This is a genomic window from Aminobacter sp. NyZ550 (assembly GCF_025628925.2).
Lineage (GTDB): Bacteria > Pseudomonadota > Alphaproteobacteria > Rhizobiales > Rhizobiaceae > Aminobacter > Aminobacter ciceronei.
In genome coordinates this window covers 83,435-103,560 of record NZ_CP114191.1, presented here as the reverse complement: position 1 = coordinate 103,560, position 20,126 = coordinate 83,435, and the positions used below count along the sequence as shown (strand labels likewise).

The window sequence follows — 20,126 nt, the reverse complement described above, 5'->3', positions numbered from 1 at the left end:
TGGTCGATCAATCCCATTTTGGGTGTAACAAATTTCTGCTCAGGTCCCATTTGAACTGCAAAGCGTTACACTCCAGTCTCGCGCAAACAATTGAAATTGCACAATACGCGGATCTCAATTGAAACGTAAATCGACAACTATGAGCAGGAACTGCCGGAGGCGATTGCCGGCAAGATCGACCCGATCCTGCCAGACTTCTCCGAGACCTACACGCCCTGGCTGCCGCTGGGCTTCTCCATCGCCCGTCATATCTACTGGCTTGAGGTCGAAGAACCCGAAGCGTTCGCCTCCACGGAGGCGATCCTGTGCTATCCGCAATATTGGGTCTGGCGCTTCAGCGGGCACAAGCTTTCCGAATGGTCCTATCTCGGTGCGCACAGCCAGCTTTGGGCACCGCTCGAGCGAGACTACAGCTCGCTGGTCGAGCGGCTCGGCTGGCGTGATCGCTTCCCCGCGATAGCGCCGGCAGGTGCGATCGTCGGAGAGGCCAGCGTCACCATGGCGGATGGCAGCACCCGGGCGATCGCCGTGCATAACGGCGTGCATGATTCCAACGCGGCGCTGGCCTATTACCGCATGACCGGGCTGCACGACTTCACGCTGGTTTCGACCGGCACCTGGGTCATCATCATCAATCTCGACTGTCCGCTCGGCGCGCTCGACCAGGAGCGCGACATGATCGCCAATGTGACGGTCAATGGTGAACCGGCGCCGTCGCTGCGCTTCATGGGTGGGCGCGAATACGACCTCATCAGCGACAACTGGAACAAGTCGATCTCACAGGCCGCAGTCGAGCACGTGATGGAGCGTGGCATCTTCGCCATACCGTCATGGGCGGCCGGCGGACCTTTCCCCGAGACGAAGGGACATATCGTCGGCGGCGACGTCAGCGGCGAGGAGAGGGCGGCGGTCGCCGCACTCTATGTCGCCATGATGACCGACCTGTCGCTCGACCTGATCAAGTCGGAAAATCTCCTGGTCATCGACGGTGGCCTGGCGAAGATCGACCTGTTCACCGCCATGCTGGCGCAATTGCGCCCGACGCAGACGGTCGTGCGTTCGATGATGAGCGAAGGGTCGGCAACGGGCGCCGCGGCACTGGCCTTCAAGGCGCTTGGCCTGAAGCCGTTCGGAGACGAGACCGTGCCGGTGTCGGCGAGCCAGATTCCCGGTCTCGACACTTACCGCGCTCGCTGGCGCGAACTGGCCGACGGCGCGCGCGCCGCTGCCAGGGCGGCAAGGCCTGATGCGAAGGAGGCGAGCCGATGAGCAATTCGACCGCCTATGTCAGCCTCACCGGCATGTCCAAGTCCTTCGGCGGCGTGAAGGTGCTGAAGGACGTCAGCTTCGACGTCCGCCCCGGCGAGGTGCATGCGCTGCTGGGCGAAAACGGCGCCGGCAAGTCGACTTTGATCAAGATGATGTCCGGCCTCTATACGCCAGACGCCGGCACCATCACCGTCGACGGCAGGGAGTTGAAATTCTCCACGACGCGCGACGCCGGCGCGGCGGGCATTGCCACCGTCTACCAGGAGCTGCTTTTGTTTCCCGAGCTGTCGGTGGCGGAAAACGTCTTCCTCGGCAACTATCCGCGCACGGCTACGGGCATCATCGACTGGGCCGAGGTGCGCCGCCGTACCCGCGATCTGCTCGACCAGCTCGACACATTCGACCTCGACGTCGACACCAAGGTTCTGAGCCTGTCGGTCGCCCAGCGCCAGCGCGTCGAGATCGCCAAGGCCCTGAGCAAGAATGCCCGCATCATGATCATGGACGAGCCGACCGCGTCGCTGGTCGAGTCCGATGTCCAGCGGCTTATGGCGGTCGTCAGGCAGTTGCGCGAACGTGGAGTCGGCATCGTTTATGTCAGCCATCGCATGCCCGAGATCTTCGCGCTCGCCGATCGCGTGACCGTGCTGCGCGACGGCGCCCATGTCGCCACCAGGGACATCGGCGAGGTCGACGAGAACCAGCTCGTGTCGATGATGGTCGGCCGCTCGATCGAAAGCCTGTTCCCGAAAGCGCAAGCCAGCATCGGCGGCACGGTGCTTCGGGTGACGAAGCTCAATCACGGCCGTCATGTGCGCGACATCTCGTTTGCTTTGAGGCGCGGCGAAATCCTCGGCATTGCAGGTCTGGTCGGCAGCGGTCGAACCGAACTTGCACTGACCCTGTTCGGCATGACGCCGGCAACGTCGGGTGAGATCGAGATGGAAGGCAAGGCGGTGCGCATCGGATCGCCACGCCAGGCGCGCGATCTGGGCATCGCCTATGTGCCGGAGGACCGGGGCCTGCAGGGTCTCGTTAAGGCCATGGCCATCCGCAAGAACGTCTCGATGGCAACCATCGAGCGGCTGTCGTCGGGCATTTTCATCAAGGCCGGCGAGGAGGCACAGCGCGCGCTGGACGCGGTCAAGCGGCTCAGCATCCGCTGCCGCAACATCGGTCAGCCGGTCGGCGAACTCTCTGGCGGCAACCAGCAGAAGGTGGTCATCGCCAAATGGCTGGAGACCATGCCCAAGGTGCTGATCCTCGACGAACCGACGCGCGGCGTCGATGTCGGGGCCAAGGCCGAAATCCACACCATCATGGGAGAGCTCGTGAAACAGGGCGTGGCCATCATCATGATTTCGAGCGAGCTGCCTGAGGTGCTCGGCATGAGCGACCGCGTGCTGGTGATCAGCGGCGGCCAGATCACCGGCGAGATCGACCGCGCCGACGCCACGCCCGAGCGCGTCGGCGCCGCCATGACCGCGCATCGCAGCGGGGAGGCGGCATGATGACGACGACAGTCGAAGCGACCGCCCGCTCACGCACGGCCCCTCAGCGCCCCGGCTTCTTCAAGCGGCTTTTCGCCGAGTACGGCCAGGAGATTGTGGTGCTTGCCGCCATCGTCGTCCTGTTTGCCGTGGTCATGATTGTCAATCCGCGCTTCATCAGCGCTAACAATCTGACCACCATCTTCTCCGGCAATGCCTATATCGCGGTTGCCGCCATCGGCATGGCGATGGTCATCGTCACCGGCAACATCGACGTTTCGGTCGGCGCGCTGATCGGCGTGCTCGCGACAATCTCGGGGTCGCTTGCGGTCGCGGGCTATCCGATCTGGTTCGCCTGGCTGGCGCCGGTGGTTGTCGGCATGGCGGTCAATGCCATCATCGGCATCCTCGTCGCTTATGCGAGGATACCATCCATCGTCGTGACGCTTGGCGCGCTGTCCATTCTGCGCGGCGGCCTGATCAGCGTCACCGGCGGCACCTGGATCACCGACCTGCCGCCCGACTACCTGATCGCCCAGAAGCAGATCTTCGGGCTGCCGGTGCCGCTGGTCTTCATGGTGGTGTTGACGCTGCTTGCTGCGTTCTGGATGCGCTACACCGCCTTCGGTCGCTCGCTCTATGCCATCGGCGGCAACGCCGAAGCGGCCCTTGCGACCGGCATTCCGATTGCGCGCCGAACCGTCGCCGTCTTCGTCATCCACGGCGCCTTTGCCGGTCTTGCAACAATCCTGTTCGCCACCCAGTTGCAGGTCATCCAGTCGACCGTACCACCGAATCTCGAGCTGACCGTCATCACAGCTGCCGTCATCGGCGGCGTGTCGATCCTCGGTGGTTCGGGCACGGTGATCGGCTCGACGCTGGCGACCATCCTGTTCGCCACCATCGGATCGGCGCTGATCTTCGTCAACGTCTCGGCCTACTGGCTGCGCGCCGTCATCGGCCTGCTGATCCTGGCAACCGTTTTGGCCGACATGCTGCGCCGTCGCGGCAGAGGGGCATGAGATGAAGCTGAAATCCCTCATCCGTCACGAAACCTTCCTGGCCGTGCTGCTGGTCGTCGTCCTGATCGTCCTGTCGTTCCAGTCGGACCGCTTCTTCACCGTCGACAACCTGCTCAACCAGGGGCGGCTGATGACCGAGATCGGGCTGATCGCGATCGCCATGACCTTCGTCATCGCTACCGGCGGTATCGACCTGTCGGTTGGCTCGATCCTTGGCCTGACGGCGATCCTGACTGGCGTGTTCTGGCAGAATGTTGGCCTGCCGCTGCCGGTGGCGGCAACCGCCGCCATTGCAGCGGGAACCTTTGCCGGCTTCGTCAACGGGGTCATCATCACGCGCTTCCGCGTGCCACCGCTGATCGCCACGCTGGCGACGCTCGCACTTTATCGCGGCCTCGCCGAGGGTATCAGCCAGGCACGCTCGGTACGCGGCTATCCCGAATGGTTCTACGTGCTGGGTCAGAAGGACGTGCTCGGCGTCCCGACGCAACTGTGGGTCCTGCTGTTCGCGGCCGTCGTTGCCTCGGTCATCCTTGCCTATACGACATGGGGCCGCACGGTCTACGCGGTCGGTTCCAACGAGGTCGCCAGCCGTTTCTCCGGCCTGTCGGTCGAGAAGACCAAGTTGGCGCTCTACACCGCGTCGGGCTTCGCCGCAGCCGTTGCCGCCGTCATCTTCGTCTCCCGCGTCTCCACGACGCGCTCCGACATGGGCACCGGCATCGAGCTCGACGCCATCACCGCGGTGGTGCTTGGCGGTACTTCGATCTTCGGTGGGCGCGGCACGGTTATCGGCACCATCATCGGACTTTGCCTGATCCAGGCGCTGAAGAACGGCCTGTCGCTTGCCGGCATCAAGGGTGACGGCACGATCATGCTGATCGGCGCGGTACTTATACTGGCGATCCTCGCCAGCAACCTCTTCGAGAGGAGCGGCACTCGAACCTAGGGAGAGCAACGTCCTTCACTGCCGCTCTACAGTGTCCGGACGATCAATGGAGGATGGAATGCGTAACGTAGTACTTTCCGCGCTCTTGGCCTTGTCGTTCTCGACAAGCCTCAGCAATGCCCAGTCTGTCTGGACGGGCGGCGACGACCTGCCGACCAACCCGCTGGCCTGCGACGCCACGCCCGCGACCGCAGCCGCCAAGCCTTATGACGGCGGCCAGCCGACCAACGCGCCCGACCGCAAAGGCAAGACGATCAAGGTCGTCGACGTGCCGAAACTGGTCGGCATCGGCTACTTCAACGCCACGTCCAAGGGCATTGCCGACGCCGCCAAGGAAATGGGCTCGATGGACGCCAAGACCGACGGTCCGTCCAAGGCCAATATCGACGACCAGATCACGCTGATCGACAACTACATCACCTCGGGCGTCGACGGCATCCTGTTCGCCGCCAACGATCCGGTCGCCATCGCCCCCGTGCTGAAGAAGGCGCTCGGCGCCGGCATCAACGTCGTCGGCTACGACGCCAACTCGTCGCCTGACGCTCGCCAGTGGTTCGTCAACCAGGCCGAGTTCAACGGCATTGCCAAGGCGATGGTCGACTCGATGGCCGCCGAGATCGGCGATGAAGGTGCCTTCGCGATCGTCACCTCGACCTTCACCACGCCCAACCAGGCGCGCTGGATCGCCGAGATGGCAGCCTACCAGACCAAGTGCCATCCCAAGATGAAGTGGCTCGAGACGGTCGAGGCACAGGAAGACAATATCCTGTCCTTCAATCAGTCGAATACGCTCATCAACAAGTATGGCGACGAACTGAAGGGCATCTTCGGCATGACCAGCGTGGCGACGCCGGCCGCCGCCGACGCCGTGACCCAGGCCAAGAAGTGCGGCAGCGTCGCCGTCGTCGGCCTCGCCACCCCGAACGCGATGAAGCCCTATGTCGGCGCCGGTTGCGTCAAGTCGGTGGTGCTGTGGAACCCGGTCGACCTCGGTTATGCCGCAGCCTACGTGCTGCGTGCGGTCGCCGACGGCACGCTGGCTCCCGGTGCGACCTCGGTGAAAGCCGGCAAGCTGGGCGATCTCTCGGTCATCAACGGCTCGGAGATTCTGCTCGGCGCACCGACCGTCTTCAACAAGGACAACATCGGCAACTTCGACTTCTGAGATCGAAACGGGAGTCGGCCATCCCCCCGGTCGTCTTCTGATTTCGGGGTTGGCCGGCAGTGCGCTGCCGGCCAACTTCACCCCGCATTTGAAAGGACCGTCGCCATGCCAGAAGCGGCCGGCTGGCAAGCCGAACTCGAACAGCTGAAAGCCGTCTCTGCCCGCATCGGCGGCGACCCGCTGCTGACGCAGGGCGCCGGCGGCAACACCTCGCTCAAGGTCGGTGGTACGCTCTGGATCAAGGCCTCCGGCACCTGGCTGGCGCATGCGCTGGAGCGCGACATCATGGTGCCGGTGGAAATGGCACCATTGATCGCGGCCGTCGAGGCAATCGATCCCGCTGCCGAACAGGCGCATCAGTTCACCATCGCTGCTCTCAACAGCTCGGGCCTGCGGCCGTCCATCGAGACGACGGTGCATGCGCTGATGCCGCAGCGCGTGGTTCTGCACGTTCATTGCGTCGACACCATTGCGCAGGCCGTGCGCGATGACTGCGTCCAACAGGTTGGCCCGCGCCTCGCGGGGTTGAACTGGGCTTGTGTGCCTTATGCGCGGCCGGGCTTGCCGCTGGCGCTCGCCATCTCGGAACATCGCGGCCAGCGGCCCGACGTGCTGATCCTTGGCAATCATGGTCTCGTCGTCGCGGCCGATACGGTGGCGGGGGCGGAGGCCTTGCTTGAGGATGTCAAGGCGAGGCTGCGTGTTGCACCGCGCAGCGCTCCTGCGCTCGATGCTGCTCGCCTCGCTCAACTCGCCGACGGTACGAATTATCGCCTTCCGTCGGCCGATGCCGCGCATGCCGCTGCGACCGACCCCGTGAGCCTGGACCTGGCGGCCAAGGGCAGCCTTTACCCGGACCACGTGATCTTCCTTGGAACCGGCTCCGTCATCGCCCGTGACGGAGAAGACGTCGCTGCAGTGGTCGCACGCTTGGGCACGTCGCCGGTCTCGATCCTGTTTCCCGGAACGGGTATACTGATGCGCAGGGATGCGACGCCGGGCGCCGATGCTATGGCCCGCTGCCTCGCCGATGTCCTGGCACGCGTCCCGGACAATGCGCCGGTACGGGTGCTGACACCGGAAGAGCATCTGCAGTTGACCGACTGGGATGCCGAGAAGTACCGGCAGGACCTCGCCCGCAAGGCCGCGGCCAAGAAGATCGCCTGAGATGAGTACCCCGCTCGCCATCGGCATCGACCTCGGCACGTCAGGTGCGCGCGCCGTGGTGATGACGCCCGGCTTCGAGATCGTGGCGCAGGGCGCGGCCAAACTCGCGGACTTCGGCGCCAACCCGCGCGACCCGAAAATCTGGTGGCAGGCTGTCGAGGTGGCGTTGAAGGCTGTGCTTGTCCAGGTCGACCGCACCTGGGTCCATGCCATTGCCGTCGATGCCACCTCCGGCACGCTGCTGCCTGTCGACGGCCAGGGTGTGCCGCTCGCCGAACCGCTGATGTATGACGACAAGGTCGGTGATGAGGCGTTGCTGGCCCGCATCGCCGCCGTCATCCCGGCCGAAAGCGCGGCCCACGGCACCACGTCGGGTCTGGCCAAGGCGCTGGTCTTCCAATCCGTGCCCGGCGTCGCAAAAATCTTGCACCAGGCCGACTGGATCGCGGGACGCCTCGCCGGCCATTTCGGTACCACCGACGAAAACAATGCGCTGAAGACCGGCTACGATCCGATCGACCGGCATTGGCCGGACTGGCTCGCTGCAGCTGGGCTCAGGACCGCACTTCTGCCACGCGTGGTGGCGCCGGGCGCGCCGATCGAAACCATCGAGCCAGCCATGGCCAAGGCCCTCGGCCTGAGCGAAGAGGTCGAGATCATCGCCGGCACCACCGATGGTTGCGCCTCGTTCCTGGCGACCGGCGCCGACAGGCCGGGCGACGGCGTCACGGCGCTCGGCTCGACGCTGACGCTCAAGCTGCTGTGTGACCGGCCGATCTTCGCGCCCGAATTCGGCATCTATAGCCACCGCCTCAATGGCATGTGGCTCGCCGGCGGCGCCTCCAACAGCGGCGGCAAAGTCTTGTCCCACTTCTTTTCCGCAGATGAGATCGTACGGCTGTCCGCCGCCGTCGACCCTGATGTTTCGACCGGTCTCGATTTCTACCCGTTGCTCGAACCGGGCGAGCGCTTTCCGGTGCTTGATCCCGCCTGGCCGCCAAGGCTCACGCCGCGCCCTGCCGATGATGCGGGCTTCCTGCAGGCCATGCTCGAGGGCATCTCCACCATCGAGAAGCTCGGTTATGACAGGTTGGCCGAACTCGGTGCGCCGCCTCTGCAGTCCATGCGCAGCCTCGGCGGCGGGGCATCCAACCCAGCCTGGACCGCGATCCGCCAGAACAGGCTCGGCGTGCCGTTCCCGCCGGCGCATTCCCAGGAGGCCGCCGCCGGCACCGCACGACTGGCGCTCATCGGCCTCGAAGCCGTGGGAGACCTGTGATGTCCGCACTCCAGCTTGCAGGCATTCGCGATCTGGCCGAGCGCTTCGACGTCTTCATCCTCGATCAGTTCGGCGTGTTGCACGACGGCGTGGCGCCTTACTCTGGCGCGGTCGAGACGTTGGTGCGGCTGCAGGAGCTTGGCAAGCGGACGCTGCTTCTGTCCAATTCGGGCAAACGTTCGGCGCCCAACGAGGCACGGCTGGCCAGGCTCGGTTTCGTGCCCGGCAGCTGGGATCATTTTCTCTCCTCGGGCGAGGTCGCCTGGCAGAGCCTGCGCAAGCAGCTCGGCAGCGAAGCAGGCCTGCGCTGCTTGCTCATCGCCCGCGATGGCGACCGGTCCGCCGTCGAAAACCTGCCGCTGACCTTGGTCGAACCCGGCGAAGAGGCCGACATCGTCCTGCTCTCTGCCAGCGAGGGCGACCGTTTCGACCTCGACCACTACCGCCGGCTGCTCCAGCCCGCCGCCGCGCGCGGCGCAAGGTGCCTGTGCACCAATCCCGACAAGATCATGCTGACCTCGGTCGGACCGCGCTTCGGCGCCGGACGCATAGCCGAACTCTACGCCGAGCTTGGCGGTGCGGTGACCTGGATCGGCAAGCCGTTTCCCGAAATCTACGCTGCTGCGCTCGACATGCTCGGCAATCCCGACCCGGTGCGCGTCGTCTGCGTCGGCGACAGCATCGAGCACGACATATCAGGTGGGCAAGGGGCTGGGCTGCGGACCGCCCTTGTCATGACCGGCGTTCTCGAGACGAGCAGTCAGACCGAGCGTGAAAAACTGTTCGCTGAGCATGGCGCTATTCCTAACTTTCTTGTGCGGACATTTGCGTGGTGAGGCCGCGCAAGAGGAGGATATGATGGAAACGATGATATCGGGCGGCGCCGTCGAAAACAGCAATGCCGTCAGAGAGAGGGCCCTGCGCACCGACTATGACGCCCTTGGAGAACAGCTCGACCGGCGCGGCGTCGCCATCGACGCCATTCTTGCCAAGGTCGAGGCCTTCGGCGTCGCAATCCCGTCCTGGGGCGTCGGCACCGGCGGCACCCGTTTTGCCCGCTTTCCCGGCCAGGGCGAACCGCGCGACGTGTTCGACAAGGTCGAGGATTGCGCCGTCATCAACCAGCTGACGCGGGCGACGCCGACCGTCTCGCTGCATATCCCTTGGGACAAGGCCGACGCCAGCAGGTTGAAGCAGGCCGCGGCCCGTTTCGGCCTCGGCTTCGATGCGATGAATTCGAACACCTTCTCCGACGCGCCGGGGCAGAGGCAGTCCTACAAGTTCGGCTCGCTCAGCCACGCCGACCCAGCCGTCCGCCGCCACGCGGTCGAGCACAACATCGAGTGCATTGAAATCGGCAAGACCCTGGGGTCGAAGGCGCTGACGGTGTGGATCGGCGATGGCTCGAACTTCCCCGGCCAGGTCAATTTCGCCCGGGCTTTCGAGCGTTATCTCGACGCGATGAAGGAGATCTATGCGGCGCTGCCAGGCGACTGGCGACTGTTCACCGAGCACAAGATGTACGAGCCGGCCTTCTATTCGACCGTCGTGCAGGATTGGGGCACCAACTACATCATATCAAAGGAACTGGGCGACAAGGCCTATTGCCTCGTCGACCTTGGCCATCACGCCCCCAACGTCAACATCGAAATGATCGTCTCCCGGCTGATCCAGTTCGGCAAGCTGGGTGGGTTCCACTTCAACGACTCGAAATATGGTGACGACGATCTCGATGCCGGATCGATCGACCCCTATCGCCTGTTCCTGGTCTTCAACGAACTGGTCGACGCCGAGCTTTCCGGCGCCAAGGATTTTCACCCTGCGCACATGCTCGACCAGAGCCACAACGTCACCGACCCGATCGAAAGCCTGATGCTGTCGGCCGTCGAGGTTCAGCGGGCCTATGCCGCCGCACTGCTGGTCGACCGCAAGGCGCTCGAAGGCTCTCAGGAAGACAATGACGCACTGATGGCGACGCAGACGCTGAAGGCGGCCTTCCGTACTGATGTCGAGCCGATCCTTGCCATGGCGCGGCTGAACCGGGGCGGCGCCATCGATCCGGTCGCAGCCTACCGTGCCAGCGGTTACCGCCAGAAGGTCGCGGCCGAGCGGCCGGCGTCGGTCGGCGGTGGCGGCGGCATCGTCTGAGGGGGTCAGGACATGCCCGAGCGCATCGCCTTCCGCATGGTCCTCAATCCGGGCCAGGCCGCCGAGTACGAGAAACGCCACGACGAGATCTGGCCGGAGCTCAGTGCTGCGCTACGCGAAGCGGGCGTGTCCGACTACACGATCTGGCTCGATCCCGAGACCAATCACCTGTTCGCCACGCTGGTCCGCACCGATGACCACGATATGGACAGGCTGCCGCAAACCGAGGTCAACCGCCGCTGGTGGGACTTCATGGCCGACATCATGCAGTACACCGACCGCGACGAGCCGCTGGTCGTGCCGCTGCGCAAGGTTTTTCATCTGGAGTAGACAATGACTGACAAGGCACTGCGCGAGGAGATGGTGTCGATCTGCCGGCGCATGAATTCGAGCGGTATCAACCAGGGCACGGCAGGCAACCTTTCGGTGCGGTCGGGCCGCAGCTTCCTCATCACCCCGTCGGGTATGCCTTACGATATCATGGGCCCTGATGACATCGTCGAGATGGATTTCGACGGCACCTATGTCGGCCGCCGCCCGTCATCGGAATGGCGTTTCCACCGCGACATACTCAAGGCGCGCGAGGACATCAGCGTCGTTCTGCATTGCCATTCGGTCTATGCGACGACGCTCGCCTGCCACCACAGGACCATTCCGTCGTTCCATTACATGACCGGCGTTGCCGGCGGCACCACCATCCGCTGTGCCGCCTATGCCACCTTCGGCACCCAGGCGCTGTCGGACAACGCGCTTGTTGCGCTGAAGGATCGGCTCGCCTGCCTGCTCGGCCAGCACGGCCAGATCTCGCTCGGCACCAACCTCGAACACGCACTGTGGCTGGCGATCGAAGTGGAGACGCTGTCGCGCATGTATGTCCAGGCGCTAATGCTCGGTGAGCCGCCGGTCCTTTCCGACGAGGAGATGGGGAGGGTGATCGATCAGATGCGCCGCATGAGCTATGGCCTGGCACCCGACGCCGAAGGCACCAACGACGTGGCGCGTCCACGCGAGGGCTGAGCGGCATTTCGGCTGAGGTACTCGCCGAGTATGTCGAGCGAGACGGACACACCGACTCGCGGCTGACGCCGGCCTGCCGCAAGCCGAATGGGCGGTCAGGCCGCGCGGGCGATGGCCGCACCGTCAGCATCGAACAGCGATACCCTTTTGCCGTCGATGGCGATGCCGACAGTCTCGCCGATCCGGACTGAGGTGTCGGCGGGCGCATTGACGTTGATCAGGCCAAGCTGATCGTTTCGGACGAAGACGCTGGTGTTGCCGCCAAGATATTCGGCGACCTCGACCGTGCCGCGGCAGTTGCCGTTGTCGGGGGCGACGAGCGACAGGTGCTCGGGGCGGGCGCCGAGCTGGGTCGGCCTGCCAGCGAAGGTGAGGGCCAGCGCGCCCTGTCCGGACAGGTCGAGCTTGCCGTCACCTGAAGGGGCGCAGGCGAGCACGTTCATTTTGGGGCTGCCGATGAACTGGGCGACGAACAGATTGGCGGGCCGCTCGTAGAGCTCGTGCGGACTGCCGTGCTGCATGACGCGGCCTTCCTTGAGCACGACGATGCGGTCGGCCAGCGTCATTGCCTCGACCTGGTCGTGGGTGACATAGACCATGGTGGCGCCGAGCGAGCGGTGCAGCTTGGCGATCTCCAGCCGCATGTCGACGCGGAGCGCTGCGTCCAGGTTGGACAGCGGCTCGTCGAACAGAAAGGCGACCGGCTGGCGCACGATGGCGCGGCCGATGGCGACGCGCTGGCGCTGGCCGCCCGAGAGCTGGCGCGGGTAACGTTCGAGCAGATGGGTGAGCTTCAGCGTGTCGGCGGCCTGGTCGACCTTGGCCTTGATCGCATCCGGTGAGAGTTTCGCCAGCTTGAGCCCAAAGCCCATATTCTGGCGTACGGTCATATGCGGATAAAGCGCGTAGGACTGGAACACCATGGCAAGCTGGCGCTCGACCGGCGGCGCCCTGGTGACGTCGCGGCCGTCGATCAAAAGGTGGCCGGAGGTGGTTTCCTCGAGGCCGGCGATCATGCGCAGCAGCGTGGACTTGCCGCAGCCGGATGGGCCGACAATGACGACGAACTCGCCATCTGAAATGTCGAGGTCGAGATCCCTGATGATCTCGGTGCCGCCGTAACGCTTGCCTGCTTTTTGGAGCGAAATCGTACCCATAGAATCCTCCTGGAAACTCTCTTCTGCACATCGCGCATGCCGAAAATCACGGGATTTTCGGGCTGATATGCGTTCAGCCCTTGACCGCGCCTGCCGTCATCGAGCCGCTGATCTGGCGATACATGATGAGGCCGAGCAGCATCGGCGGCAGGGCGCCGACGATCATGACGGCCGAGGCGACGCCCCACTGCACGCCGCCGCCGCTGGCGGCGAAGAAGAACGAAGCGCCGACGGTGATGGGCACGGCCTTGGACGTGGTCAGCATCAGGCCGAACAGGAACTCGTTCCAGGCGGTGATGAAGCCGAAGATCAGGCTGGTGACGATGGCCGGGCGACAGAGCGGCGCAATCACCCTGGTCAGGATCTGGAAACGCGTGGCGCCGTCCATCAGTGCCGCCTCGTCGAGTTCGCCGGGCAGGTCGCGGATGGCGTTGACCAGGATGACCAGCGCCAGCGGCAGATTGACGATGGCAAGGATCAGGCCGAGGCCGAGGCGCGTGTCGAGCAGCGAGAGCCACTGGAACATCATGTAGAGAGGAATGGCGAAGATGATCAGCGGCACGGCGCGCAAATTGACGATGAGCGGCAACAGCGTGCGTTCGCCGAGCTTGCCGCGGGCGATCGCATAGGCAGCGGGCAAAGCCAGCGCCACCGCAAGCAGCGTGCCGAGGGCCGCGACAGCCACACTGTTCACCAGATAAAGAAAAATGTTCAACCGGTCGGACACCGTAAACACGGTGGCGTAGTTTTCGAGCGTCGGTGCGTAGACCCAGAGGCCCGGATTGGTCGACAGCTCGCGCGCGCTCTTGAACGAGGTCGAGAGCGTGACGAGGATCGGGAAATTCATCGCCAGTGCGGCGATGGCGAAGACGATCCAGCGGAGGGCGTTGATCATCAGCGGGCTCCCTTGCGACGGGCGGCAAGCGCGTTGAGGCCGTAGAGCACGGCAAACGACACCACGAACAGAATGACCGAAGCCGCGACCGCCTTGCCGATAGCTCCCTGTTTGAAGAAGGCTTCGTAGATGTAGATCGACAGTGAAGCGGTGGAGCCGCCCGGGCCGCTGCCTGTCAGCACATAGACATTGTCGAAGACGCGGAAGCCATCGATGAAGCGGATGAGCAGGGCAACCACGATCGTCGGCACCATCAGCGGCAGTTCGATGTACCAGAGACGGTGGCGGTAGCGCGCGCCGTCCATGGCGGAAGCCTCGATGATCTCCTTGGGGATGGCCTGGTAGGCCATGTAGAACAACAGGAAGGCGAACGGCGTCCATTGCAGCGTCTCGACGACGACCAGCGTCCAGAAAGCCGAGCCCGGTCCGAGGAACGAGAAGCTCGCGCCGAACCAGGTCCAGAGATAATAGGGCACCGGGCCGACGAACTCGTGCAGCACGAGGCGGTACATCAGGCCGACGAGCGCCGGCGCCACCATCAACGGCAACATCAGGATCGCCATCAGCCAGCTGCGCTTTTCGATGAGCGGCGACAGGAAGATCGCGAGGAACAGGCCGAGCGCACATTCGAGCAGTGCGGTCAGCAGGCCGAAGCGGAAGGAGAACCAGCTCGCCTGCCAGAACGACTGGTCGTTCCAGACGGCGGCGAAGTTGGAGAAACCCGTGATCTCAGGCCTGCGCAGGGTCTCGAAACTGACCTCGGAGACCGAGTAGACGAGATTGACGACAGCCGGGAAGCCAAGGAAGACGAGCAGGAACAGCACCAGTGGCACTGCCAGCAGACGGAATTCGGACGAGGGGGCGCGTTGCGAAAGCGTTGTCATCAATCGATCTAAGGCTGGCGTTCCAATGGATTTAAGGCCGGCGTTCCAATGGAAGCAATGGTGGCTGGCCGACCCCCGAAGCGGCGGTCGTGTCGGGGGCATGCATCTGGACGGGCTCAGGATTCGACACCTCGGACCCGTGGGAGCAAAACGGATGCCAGGATCGCCCGGCCATACCAGGGGCATAGAAGCGCGGAGAAGTGCCGAAATCCCGAACCTGTAGGAGTGGCCGGCGACGGCCTGGTGCTGCCGCCGGCCAGCCGATTATTTGAGCAGCTCGGTCATGCCCTTTTCGGTGTTGGCAAGGGCGTCGTCGAGCGACTGCTGGCCCGACCAGTAGCCGGTGAACTCCTTGGCCTGGAGTTCGTAGACCGAGAGCGCCTTGGCCGAGGTGCCGCCGTTCATGACGTAGCCATACTTGCTGGCGAACTCGCCGAGCTTGACCAGGTCGGGGCGCTCGGCCACGACTTCCTTGACGACGTCGGGGGTGAGTGCCGGCGCGCCGCTGCTCCTGGCGTAGATCAGCGCTGCTTCCTTCGACGACAGCCACTTGATGAAGGCCTTGGCGCCATCCTTGTTCTCGGCGTTCTTGTTGAGGCCGAAGCCGAGGCCATGGATGTGGGTGAAGCGGCCCTCGGGTCCGGCCGGCGGGGCGATGGTCTCGGTGACCTCGGCAACCGTTGGCGACTTCTCCTTGGAGGTCAGGTCGGAGGCAGCCGCGTTCCATTGCATCATCGCCGCAACCTGGCCGGAGGCGTAGGCGGCGTTGGCTTCGGCGAACTCGTAGGACAGCGAGTCACGCGGGGTGGCGCCGGCGTCATAGAGCAGCTTGTAAGTCTCGAGGCCCTTGCGATAGGCGTCGGAATTGACCGTCACCTTGCCGCTCTCGTCCATCCAGTTGCCGCCGTAGGAACGCGGCAGCGACTGGAACACCATCATGTTGAACAGCAAGTTCTTGAGCTGCAGTACGGTGCCGTAGCGGGTCGGACTGTCCGGGTTGACGGCCTGGGTGAAGTAGAGCGCCGTCGCCGCGTAGTCGTCCCAGGTCCACTCGTCCGGGTTTTTCGGCTCGAGCTTCTTGCCGAGGTGCTTCTCGGAAATCTCGGCGAATCTGGCCTTTGCTGCGTCATCCTTGAGCAGCGCCTCGACCAGGTCCTTGCGGTAGTACATGAAGTGCAGCGAAAGATCGGTCGGCACGCCGAACTGCTTGCCTTCATACTGCATGGTGGAGAGCACGGAGTCGCCATAGACAGCCTTGGCCTCGTCCGAAAGCTCGACCGGCTCCATGAACGGCGCATAGCGGCCGATGGAGTATGTGGCGAGCAGGTTGACGTCGAAGGCCTTCGAGCCGGCGGCGAGGTCGGCCTGCAGCTTGTCCCAGAAGCCGTCGCGGTTGAAGAACAGCAACTCGACCTTGTTGGCGTCGGACGTGTCGGATTTGGCGTTGTAGGCGTCGGCGGCGGCGCGCAGCGCGGTCTCCTCTGGGCCGCCCGGCCAGCCGAGCACGGTCACCTTGGCGAAGGCGGGGCTCGCCATCAGGCTGGCGATCGCAGCCGCGATCAGGCCGCCCTTTCTGAGCGTCGAAAATGTCATGTCGTGTTCTCCCTCTAGTTCAGTTCTGACGTTTTGCTAGATCCGCGATGCCCACGACGCCGGCGCTCTCTCCGAGTGCTGCCGCGTGAAGCTGCGGGGTGAGCCGTGGCGGCAGGCTTCCCAGTGCCTGCCGGACGGATTCGAGATATCCGGGTGCCAGACCGATGCCGCCGCCGATGACGATGCGGGCCGGGTCGAGCATGAGCTGGATGTTGCGGCACAGAAGGGCGGTCTGACGCACCGATGCCTTGATGATGTCCTGCGCCCAGGCTTGGCCTGCAGCTGCTGCCTCGAAGACCTCGCGCGCGGTGGCACCGGCCTGGCGCGGTGCCGCTTGTGCCGCCATCCAGTTGCCGGAGACGTGGTCCTCGAGGACGCCGGCGTTCTCGTCGAGGCTGCGCAGCAGGCCGAAATGGCCTGATAGACCGCCGAGCAGGCGGCCGTTGACGACGATGCCGCCACCAATGCCGGTGGAGATGGTGAGGAAGACGAGGTCCTCGCCCTGGCCGGCGCCGCAGGAGAACTCGCCCCAGGCAGCGGCCTGTGCGTCATTGGCGGCGAGCACCGCGTCGGTGCCGGCGAGCCTTTTGACGGTTGCGACCAGTGGGAAGCCGTCGGGGATATCGAGCGTCTTGCGGTTGAGCGGCGACCAGCAGCCGTCGTCGATTATGCCGGAAACAGCGACGCCTACCGTGTCGTAGCGGCCCTTCCAGCTTGAAATGGCGTTGAACAGAGCCGTCAGCCATTGCTCCGGATCACCGCTGCGCGGCGTCGGCATCTTGTGCGTTTCGACCACCGTGTCCTCGCGCACCAGGGCTGCGAGCATCTTGGTGCCGCCGATGTCGAGCGCAAGAACGGCCTCAGCCATGGTGATCAGGCTCCGGCCTTGGCGATGGTTTCGTCGAGTGCCGAGCGAAACCACGAGGTCACATATTCCGGCCGGGTGATGGCAGAGCCGACGACGACCATCGAGGCTCCGGATGCCAGCGCCTGCTGCGCCTGGGCGGGGGTGCGGACATTGCCCTCGGCGACGACGTGAGGCGTCAGCTTCCGCATCGCCGCCATCAGCGCAAAGTCGGGCTCGGTCGGTTCGACCGGGCCGGTGTAGCCGGCGAGCGTCGAGCCGACGACGTCGGCGCCTTCGGCCAGCGCCTGCTCGGCGTCGGAGATGACGGAGCAGTCGGCCATGGCGGCACGGCCGTGGGAATGGATACGCTCGATCAGCGCGTTGGTCGCAACCGGGCGGATGCGCTGGGTGGCATCGTAGGCGATGACGTCGGCACCTGCGGCGGCCAGCGCGTCGATGTCTTCGAGCCAGGGCGTGATGCGGACGGGCGTGTCCTCAAGGTCGCGCTTGACCAGGCCTATGATCGGCTTGTTGGTTGCGGCGCGGACGGCAGCGACATATTCGGCGGATTCGATGCGCAGAGCAGCGGCGCCGCCGTCGATGGCCGCCAGCGCGAAGCCCACGACGATCTCGGCCTTGTCCATGGCGCCACCCTTCACCGGCTGGCAGGACACGATCAGGCCATTGTCGAGGGCTTTGAAGTCAAGCGGCACGCGGGCATCTCCTGTGATGCCCAGACGGTAGCAGTCCAATACCAGATTGCAACAGGCTTTATACTGGTATTATCGCATCAGCTCGATGACGAAGTCGTAGACGTCGCCGCGGTACTTGGTCTGGGTGAACTCGACGATTTGGCCGTCGGCGAGGAAGCAGCGACGTTCCATGACCAGCAAAGAGGTGTCCTCGGGCGTGGCGAGAAGCTGGCGCTCCTCGTCGGTGGCGGGCTTGGCCTGCATGCGCTGCAGTGCCCGGACCGGCAGGGCGCCGGTGGCCTCGAGATATTCGTAGAGCGATTCCCCGACCGCCTGGGGATCCGGCACGAAACGTGCCGGCAGCGTGGCGATCTCGATGGCGATGGGTGTGTCGTCGGCGGTGCGCAGGCGGCGCAGGCGCACGACCTTTTCGCTGGCGGAGATGCCCAAAGCCATCATTTCGGCTGGCGAAGGCCGTGAAATCTCTCGCGAAATCCAGACGCAGCCGGGTTCAAGCCCGCGCGAGCGCATGTCTTCGGAAAAGCTGGTCATGGTTGCCAGCGACTTCTCCAGGCGCGACGACACGACGGTCTTTGCGCCCTGGCGGCGGTCGAGCAGCCCGTCGGAGACGAGGCCGTCGATCGCCTTGCGCACGGTGACGCGCGAAATGCCGAGCGCATCGCACAGCGTGCGTTCGCTGGGGATGACGGCGCTACGCTTGAGGTGGGAGGCACCGATCGCCTCCTTGATGGCGTCCTCCAGCCGCCGGTATAGCGGTTCGCCGCTCTCGCCGGAAAGCTGTCTTGCGAGGAAGTCGAGGATTGCCTGATCGCCCATCGGAGCCACCTGTGGAAAGTCGCTCCTTTATGCAGAATTTTTTTCAGGTGTTAAACTGGTATTGTCCTTGTCGGGTCGTTTTCCAGCCTCTTTGCGGCTCACACCGTCAGCAGCTTGCGGATTTCGGGCGTATCGAGGTCTCCGGCGGCGCCTGTATGGACGATCCTGCCACGGTCCATGATGTAGACGACGTCGGCGAGCTCGCGGCAGAAATCGAGATATTGCTCTACCAGGAGCACGGCGATGCCGGCGGTGTCGCGCAGGTAGCGGATGGCACGGCCGATGTCCTTGATGATCGACGGCTGGATGCCTTCTGTCGGCTCGTCGAGCACCAGGAGTTTCGGCCGCATGACCAGCGCCCGGCCGATCGCCAGCTGCTGTTGCTGACCGCCCGAGAGGTCGCCGCCGCGCCGTGCCAGCATCTGCTTCAGAACAGGAAACAGCTCGAAGACGTGTTCGGGCACCGTGCGTTCGCCCCGCTTCAGCGGCGCGAAGCCGGTCTCCAGGTTCTCCTGTACCGTCAGCAGCGGAAAAATCTCGCGCCCCTGCGGCACGAAAGAGATGCCCGACCGGGCGCGATCGTATGCCGCGCTCCGGTCGAGCGCCTTCCCCTCGAAGGCAACCGTACCCGATGTCAGCCTGTGCTGGCCGACGATCGATCTCATCAGACTTGTCTTGCCCACACCGTTGCGGCCAAGCACGCAGGTGATCTTGCCGGCGTCGGCACGCAGCGAGACGCCGCGCAGCGCCTCGGCCGCGCCGTAGTGGAGAACGGCGTCGTTGACCTCAAGCATCGCCCGGCTCCATCGACTGGGCCCCCCGCGCCCCCGTCGCCAGGACGGGGGTGGCGGCCCTTCCGGAGCGCCAGGGGAGGTTGGTGGATTTCGTTTGCGACATGGCCTGCGGCGATGCCGGAGTTTCCCGCTTTGGGACCGTCGCTAGATAAGTACCGCGCCACCACATCGTCAGCGCCCCAGATAGACTTCGACGACACGTTCGTCTGACGAGACGAAGTCGAGCGTGCCTTCCGACAGCACGGAGCCTTCGTGCAGGCAGGTCACCTTGACGCCGAGCTCGCGGACGAAATGCATGTCATGCTCGACGACGATGACCGAATGCGTCTCTGCGATGTCCTTGAGCAGGCGGGCGGTCTCGAAGGTTTCGGCGTCCGTCATGCCGGCTACCGGCTCGTCGACGAGCAGCAGCTTCGGGTCCTGCGCGAGAAGCATGCCGATTTCGAGCCATTGCTTCTGGCCGTGCGACAGGCCGGCAGCCGGCTCGTTGCGCCGGGCTCCGAGCCGGATGACGCCGAGGATGTCGTCAATGCGCCGGCGGTCGGCTGCCGAAGAGCGATAGAAGAGTGCCGGGAAGATCGAGCGCTGCCCCTTGAGCGACAGCAGCAGGTTGTCCTCGACAGTATGGTTCTCGAACACCGTCGGTTTCTGGAACTTTCGGCCGATGCCCATCATGGCGATCTCTGCCTCGTCATGACGCGTCAGGTCGATCTGGCCGTCGAAAAAGACCTCGCCGCTGTCGGGACGGGTCTTGCCGGTGACGATGTCCATCATCGTCGTCTTGCCGGCGCCGTTGGGGCCGATGATGGCCCGCATCTCGCCCCTGTCGAGCACCAGCGACAGGTCGTTGATGGCGCGGAAGCCGTCAAAGGCAACCGACACGCCGTCGAGATAGAGGATGGTTCCGCTCATGCTCATCCC

The 20,126-nt window shown here is 64.5% G+C and carries 20 protein-coding genes; 11 read left to right on the top strand and 9 right to left on the bottom strand.

Features of this window, described 5'->3' with window-relative positions:
- Nucleotides 1-498 precede the first annotated feature (498 nt).
- The 11 genes from N7E70_RS27840 (at nucleotide 499) to N7E70_RS27790 (ending at nucleotide 11,506) form a co-directional block, all read left to right on the top strand.
- Nucleotides 499-1,269, top strand: a complete 771-nt coding sequence (locus tag N7E70_RS27840) for a hypothetical protein (RefSeq protein WP_263008225.1) — start codon at nucleotides 499-501, stop codon at nucleotides 1,267-1,269.
- On the top strand, nucleotides 1,266-2,780 hold the full coding sequence (locus N7E70_RS27835) for a sugar ABC transporter ATP-binding protein (protein WP_263008224.1): 1,515 nt from the start codon (nucleotides 1,266-1,268) through the stop codon (nucleotides 2,778-2,780). Before N7E70_RS27840 ends, N7E70_RS27835 begins: the two co-directional genes overlap by 4 nt.
- Nucleotides 2,777-3,781, top strand: coding sequence for an ABC transporter permease (locus tag N7E70_RS27830; RefSeq protein WP_263008223.1), 1,005 nt, complete (start codon nucleotides 2,777-2,779; stop codon nucleotides 3,779-3,781). The genes N7E70_RS27835 and N7E70_RS27830 overlap by 4 nt, the downstream gene beginning before the upstream one ends.
- A 1-nt stretch (nucleotide 3,782) precedes the next feature.
- Nucleotides 3,783-4,730, top strand: coding sequence for an ABC transporter permease (locus tag N7E70_RS27825; protein ID WP_263008222.1), 948 nt, complete (start codon nucleotides 3,783-3,785; stop codon nucleotides 4,728-4,730).
- A gap of 58 nt (nucleotides 4,731-4,788) precedes the next feature.
- The gene (locus N7E70_RS27820; RefSeq protein ID WP_154384429.1) at nucleotides 4,789-5,895 is read left to right on the top strand and encodes an autoinducer 2 ABC transporter substrate-binding protein; all 1,107 of its coding nucleotides are present in this window, start codon (nucleotides 4,789-4,791) and stop codon (nucleotides 5,893-5,895) included.
- Between the two features lie 105 nt (nucleotides 5,896-6,000).
- Nucleotides 6,001-7,062: a class II aldolase/adducin family protein gene (locus tag N7E70_RS27815; protein ID WP_067967192.1), complete on the top strand. Its 1,062-nt coding sequence runs from the start codon at nucleotides 6,001-6,003 to the stop codon at nucleotides 7,060-7,062.
- A 1-nt stretch (nucleotide 7,063) separates the two neighbouring features.
- On the top strand, nucleotides 7,064-8,341 hold the full coding sequence (locus N7E70_RS27810; RefSeq protein WP_263008221.1) for an FGGY-family carbohydrate kinase: 1,278 nt from the start codon (nucleotides 7,064-7,066) through the stop codon (nucleotides 8,339-8,341).
- Entirely contained in the window at nucleotides 8,341-9,177 is an 837-nt protein-coding gene (locus N7E70_RS27805) for a TIGR01459 family HAD-type hydrolase (RefSeq protein ID WP_263008220.1), read from the top strand. Before N7E70_RS27810 ends, N7E70_RS27805 begins: the two co-directional genes overlap by 1 nt.
- A 22-nt stretch (nucleotides 9,178-9,199) precedes the next feature.
- On the top strand, nucleotides 9,200-10,489 hold the full coding sequence (rhaI, locus tag N7E70_RS27800) for an L-rhamnose catabolism isomerase (protein ID WP_269441479.1): 1,290 nt from the start codon (nucleotides 9,200-9,202) through the stop codon (nucleotides 10,487-10,489).
- Between the two features lie 12 nt (nucleotides 10,490-10,501).
- Entirely contained in the window at nucleotides 10,502-10,819 is a 318-nt protein-coding gene (rhaM, locus tag N7E70_RS27795) for an L-rhamnose mutarotase (protein WP_192320604.1), read from the top strand.
- A gap of 3 nt (nucleotides 10,820-10,822) precedes the next feature.
- A complete protein-coding gene (locus N7E70_RS27790) occupies nucleotides 10,823-11,506 on the top strand; it encodes a class II aldolase/adducin family protein (protein ID WP_067967210.1) in 684 nt (227 codons plus the stop codon).
- Nucleotides 11,507-11,601: 95 nt separating this feature from the next.
- Here the strand turns inward: N7E70_RS27790 and N7E70_RS27785 are convergent, their stop codons facing one another.
- The 9 genes from N7E70_RS27785 to urtD all read right to left on the bottom strand — a co-directional run bounded on the left by N7E70_RS27785 (nucleotide 11,602) and on the right by urtD (nucleotide 20,123).
- Nucleotides 11,602-12,663 carry an ABC transporter ATP-binding protein gene (locus N7E70_RS27785; protein ID WP_263008215.1) on the bottom strand — a complete coding sequence of 354 codons (1,062 nt, stop codon included), beginning with the start codon at nucleotides 12,661-12,663 and terminating at the stop codon, nucleotides 11,602-11,604.
- Nucleotides 12,664-12,736: 73 nt separating this feature from the next.
- On the bottom strand, nucleotides 12,737-13,558 hold the full coding sequence (locus N7E70_RS27780) for a carbohydrate ABC transporter permease (RefSeq protein WP_067967215.1): 822 nt from the start codon (nucleotides 13,556-13,558) through the stop codon (nucleotides 12,737-12,739).
- The gene (locus N7E70_RS27775; protein WP_263008214.1) at nucleotides 13,558-14,442 is read right to left on the bottom strand and encodes a carbohydrate ABC transporter permease; all 885 of its coding nucleotides are present in this window, start codon (nucleotides 14,440-14,442) and stop codon (nucleotides 13,558-13,560) included. Before N7E70_RS27775 ends, N7E70_RS27780 begins: the two co-directional genes overlap by 1 nt.
- A gap of 264 nt (nucleotides 14,443-14,706) precedes the next feature.
- Nucleotides 14,707-16,035 carry an extracellular solute-binding protein gene (locus N7E70_RS27770; RefSeq protein WP_263008213.1) on the bottom strand — a complete coding sequence of 443 codons (1,329 nt, stop codon included), beginning with the start codon at nucleotides 16,033-16,035 and terminating at the stop codon, nucleotides 14,707-14,709.
- A gap of 19 nt (nucleotides 16,036-16,054) precedes the next feature.
- Complete coding sequence (locus tag N7E70_RS27765; protein WP_263008212.1) at nucleotides 16,055-16,903, bottom strand: ROK family protein; 849 nt, start codon at nucleotides 16,901-16,903, stop codon at nucleotides 16,055-16,057.
- Nucleotides 16,904-16,908: 5 nt separating this feature from the next.
- A complete protein-coding gene (locus N7E70_RS27760; RefSeq protein ID WP_246787054.1) occupies nucleotides 16,909-17,595 on the bottom strand; it encodes an N-acetylmannosamine-6-phosphate 2-epimerase in 687 nt (228 codons plus the stop codon).
- A 69-nt stretch (nucleotides 17,596-17,664) separates the two neighbouring features.
- Complete coding sequence (locus N7E70_RS27755) at nucleotides 17,665-18,411, bottom strand: GntR family transcriptional regulator (protein WP_154384439.1); 747 nt, start codon at nucleotides 18,409-18,411, stop codon at nucleotides 17,665-17,667.
- 98 nt (nucleotides 18,412-18,509) lie between these two features.
- The gene (gene urtE, locus N7E70_RS27750; RefSeq protein WP_067967235.1) at nucleotides 18,510-19,205 is read right to left on the bottom strand and encodes an urea ABC transporter ATP-binding subunit UrtE; all 696 of its coding nucleotides are present in this window, start codon (nucleotides 19,203-19,205) and stop codon (nucleotides 18,510-18,512) included.
- 171 nt (nucleotides 19,206-19,376) lie between these two features.
- Nucleotides 19,377-20,123 carry an urea ABC transporter ATP-binding protein UrtD gene (gene urtD, locus N7E70_RS27745; RefSeq protein ID WP_067967237.1) on the bottom strand — a complete coding sequence of 249 codons (747 nt, stop codon included), beginning with the start codon at nucleotides 20,121-20,123 and terminating at the stop codon, nucleotides 19,377-19,379.
- Nucleotides 20,124-20,126: the final 3 nt, after the last annotated feature.

What these genes read in the sequence shown, in the direction of transcription:
- N7E70_RS27835 (WP_263008224.1), top strand. Translation starts at nt 1,266, where the DNA reads ATGAGCAATTCGACCGCCTATGTCAGCCTCACCGGCATGTCCAAGTCC.
- N7E70_RS27840 (WP_263008225.1), top strand. Translation starts at nt 499, where the DNA reads ATGGCGGATGGCAGCACCCGGGCGATCGCCGTGCATAACGGCGTGCAT.
- N7E70_RS27820 (WP_154384429.1), top strand. Translation starts at nt 4,789, where the DNA reads ATGCGTAACGTAGTACTTTCCGCGCTCTTGGCCTTGTCGTTCTCGACA.
- rhaI (WP_269441479.1), top strand. Translation starts at nt 9,200, where the DNA reads ATGGAAACGATGATATCGGGCGGCGCCGTCGAAAACAGCAATGCCGTC.
- N7E70_RS27830 (WP_263008223.1), top strand. Translation starts at nt 2,777, where the DNA reads ATGATGACGACGACAGTCGAAGCGACCGCCCGCTCACGCACGGCCCCT.
- N7E70_RS27770 (WP_263008213.1), bottom strand. Translation starts at nt 16,035, where the DNA reads ATGACATTTTCGACGCTCAGAAAGGGCGGCCTGATCGCGGCTGCGATC.
- N7E70_RS27755 (WP_154384439.1), bottom strand. Translation starts at nt 18,411, where the DNA reads ATGGGCGATCAGGCAATCCTCGACTTCCTCGCAAGACAGCTTTCCGGC.
- N7E70_RS27810 (WP_263008221.1), top strand. Translation starts at nt 7,064, where the DNA reads ATGAGTACCCCGCTCGCCATCGGCATCGACCTCGGCACGTCAGGTGCG.
- N7E70_RS27815 (WP_067967192.1), top strand. Translation starts at nt 6,001, where the DNA reads ATGCCAGAAGCGGCCGGCTGGCAAGCCGAACTCGAACAGCTGAAAGCC.
- N7E70_RS27765 (WP_263008212.1), bottom strand. Translation starts at nt 16,903, where the DNA reads ATGGCTGAGGCCGTTCTTGCGCTCGACATCGGCGGCACCAAGATGCTC.
- N7E70_RS27780 (WP_067967215.1), bottom strand. Translation starts at nt 13,558, where the DNA reads ATGATCAACGCCCTCCGCTGGATCGTCTTCGCCATCGCCGCACTGGCG.
- urtD (WP_067967237.1), bottom strand. Translation starts at nt 20,123, where the DNA reads ATGAGCATGAGCGGAACCATCCTCTATCTCGACGGCGTGTCGGTTGCC.
- N7E70_RS27805 (WP_263008220.1), top strand. Translation starts at nt 8,341, where the DNA reads ATGTCCGCACTCCAGCTTGCAGGCATTCGCGATCTGGCCGAGCGCTTC.
- N7E70_RS27790 (WP_067967210.1), top strand. Translation starts at nt 10,823, where the DNA reads ATGACTGACAAGGCACTGCGCGAGGAGATGGTGTCGATCTGCCGGCGC.
- urtE (WP_067967235.1), bottom strand. Translation starts at nt 19,205, where the DNA reads ATGCTTGAGGTCAACGACGCCGTTCTCCACTACGGCGCGGCCGAGGCG.
- N7E70_RS27825 (WP_263008222.1), top strand. Translation starts at nt 3,783, where the DNA reads ATGAAGCTGAAATCCCTCATCCGTCACGAAACCTTCCTGGCCGTGCTG.
- rhaM (WP_192320604.1), top strand. Translation starts at nt 10,502, where the DNA reads ATGCCCGAGCGCATCGCCTTCCGCATGGTCCTCAATCCGGGCCAGGCC.
- N7E70_RS27785 (WP_263008215.1), bottom strand. Translation starts at nt 12,663, where the DNA reads ATGGGTACGATTTCGCTCCAAAAAGCAGGCAAGCGTTACGGCGGCACC.
- N7E70_RS27775 (WP_263008214.1), bottom strand. Translation starts at nt 14,442, where the DNA reads ATGACAACGCTTTCGCAACGCGCCCCCTCGTCCGAATTCCGTCTGCTG.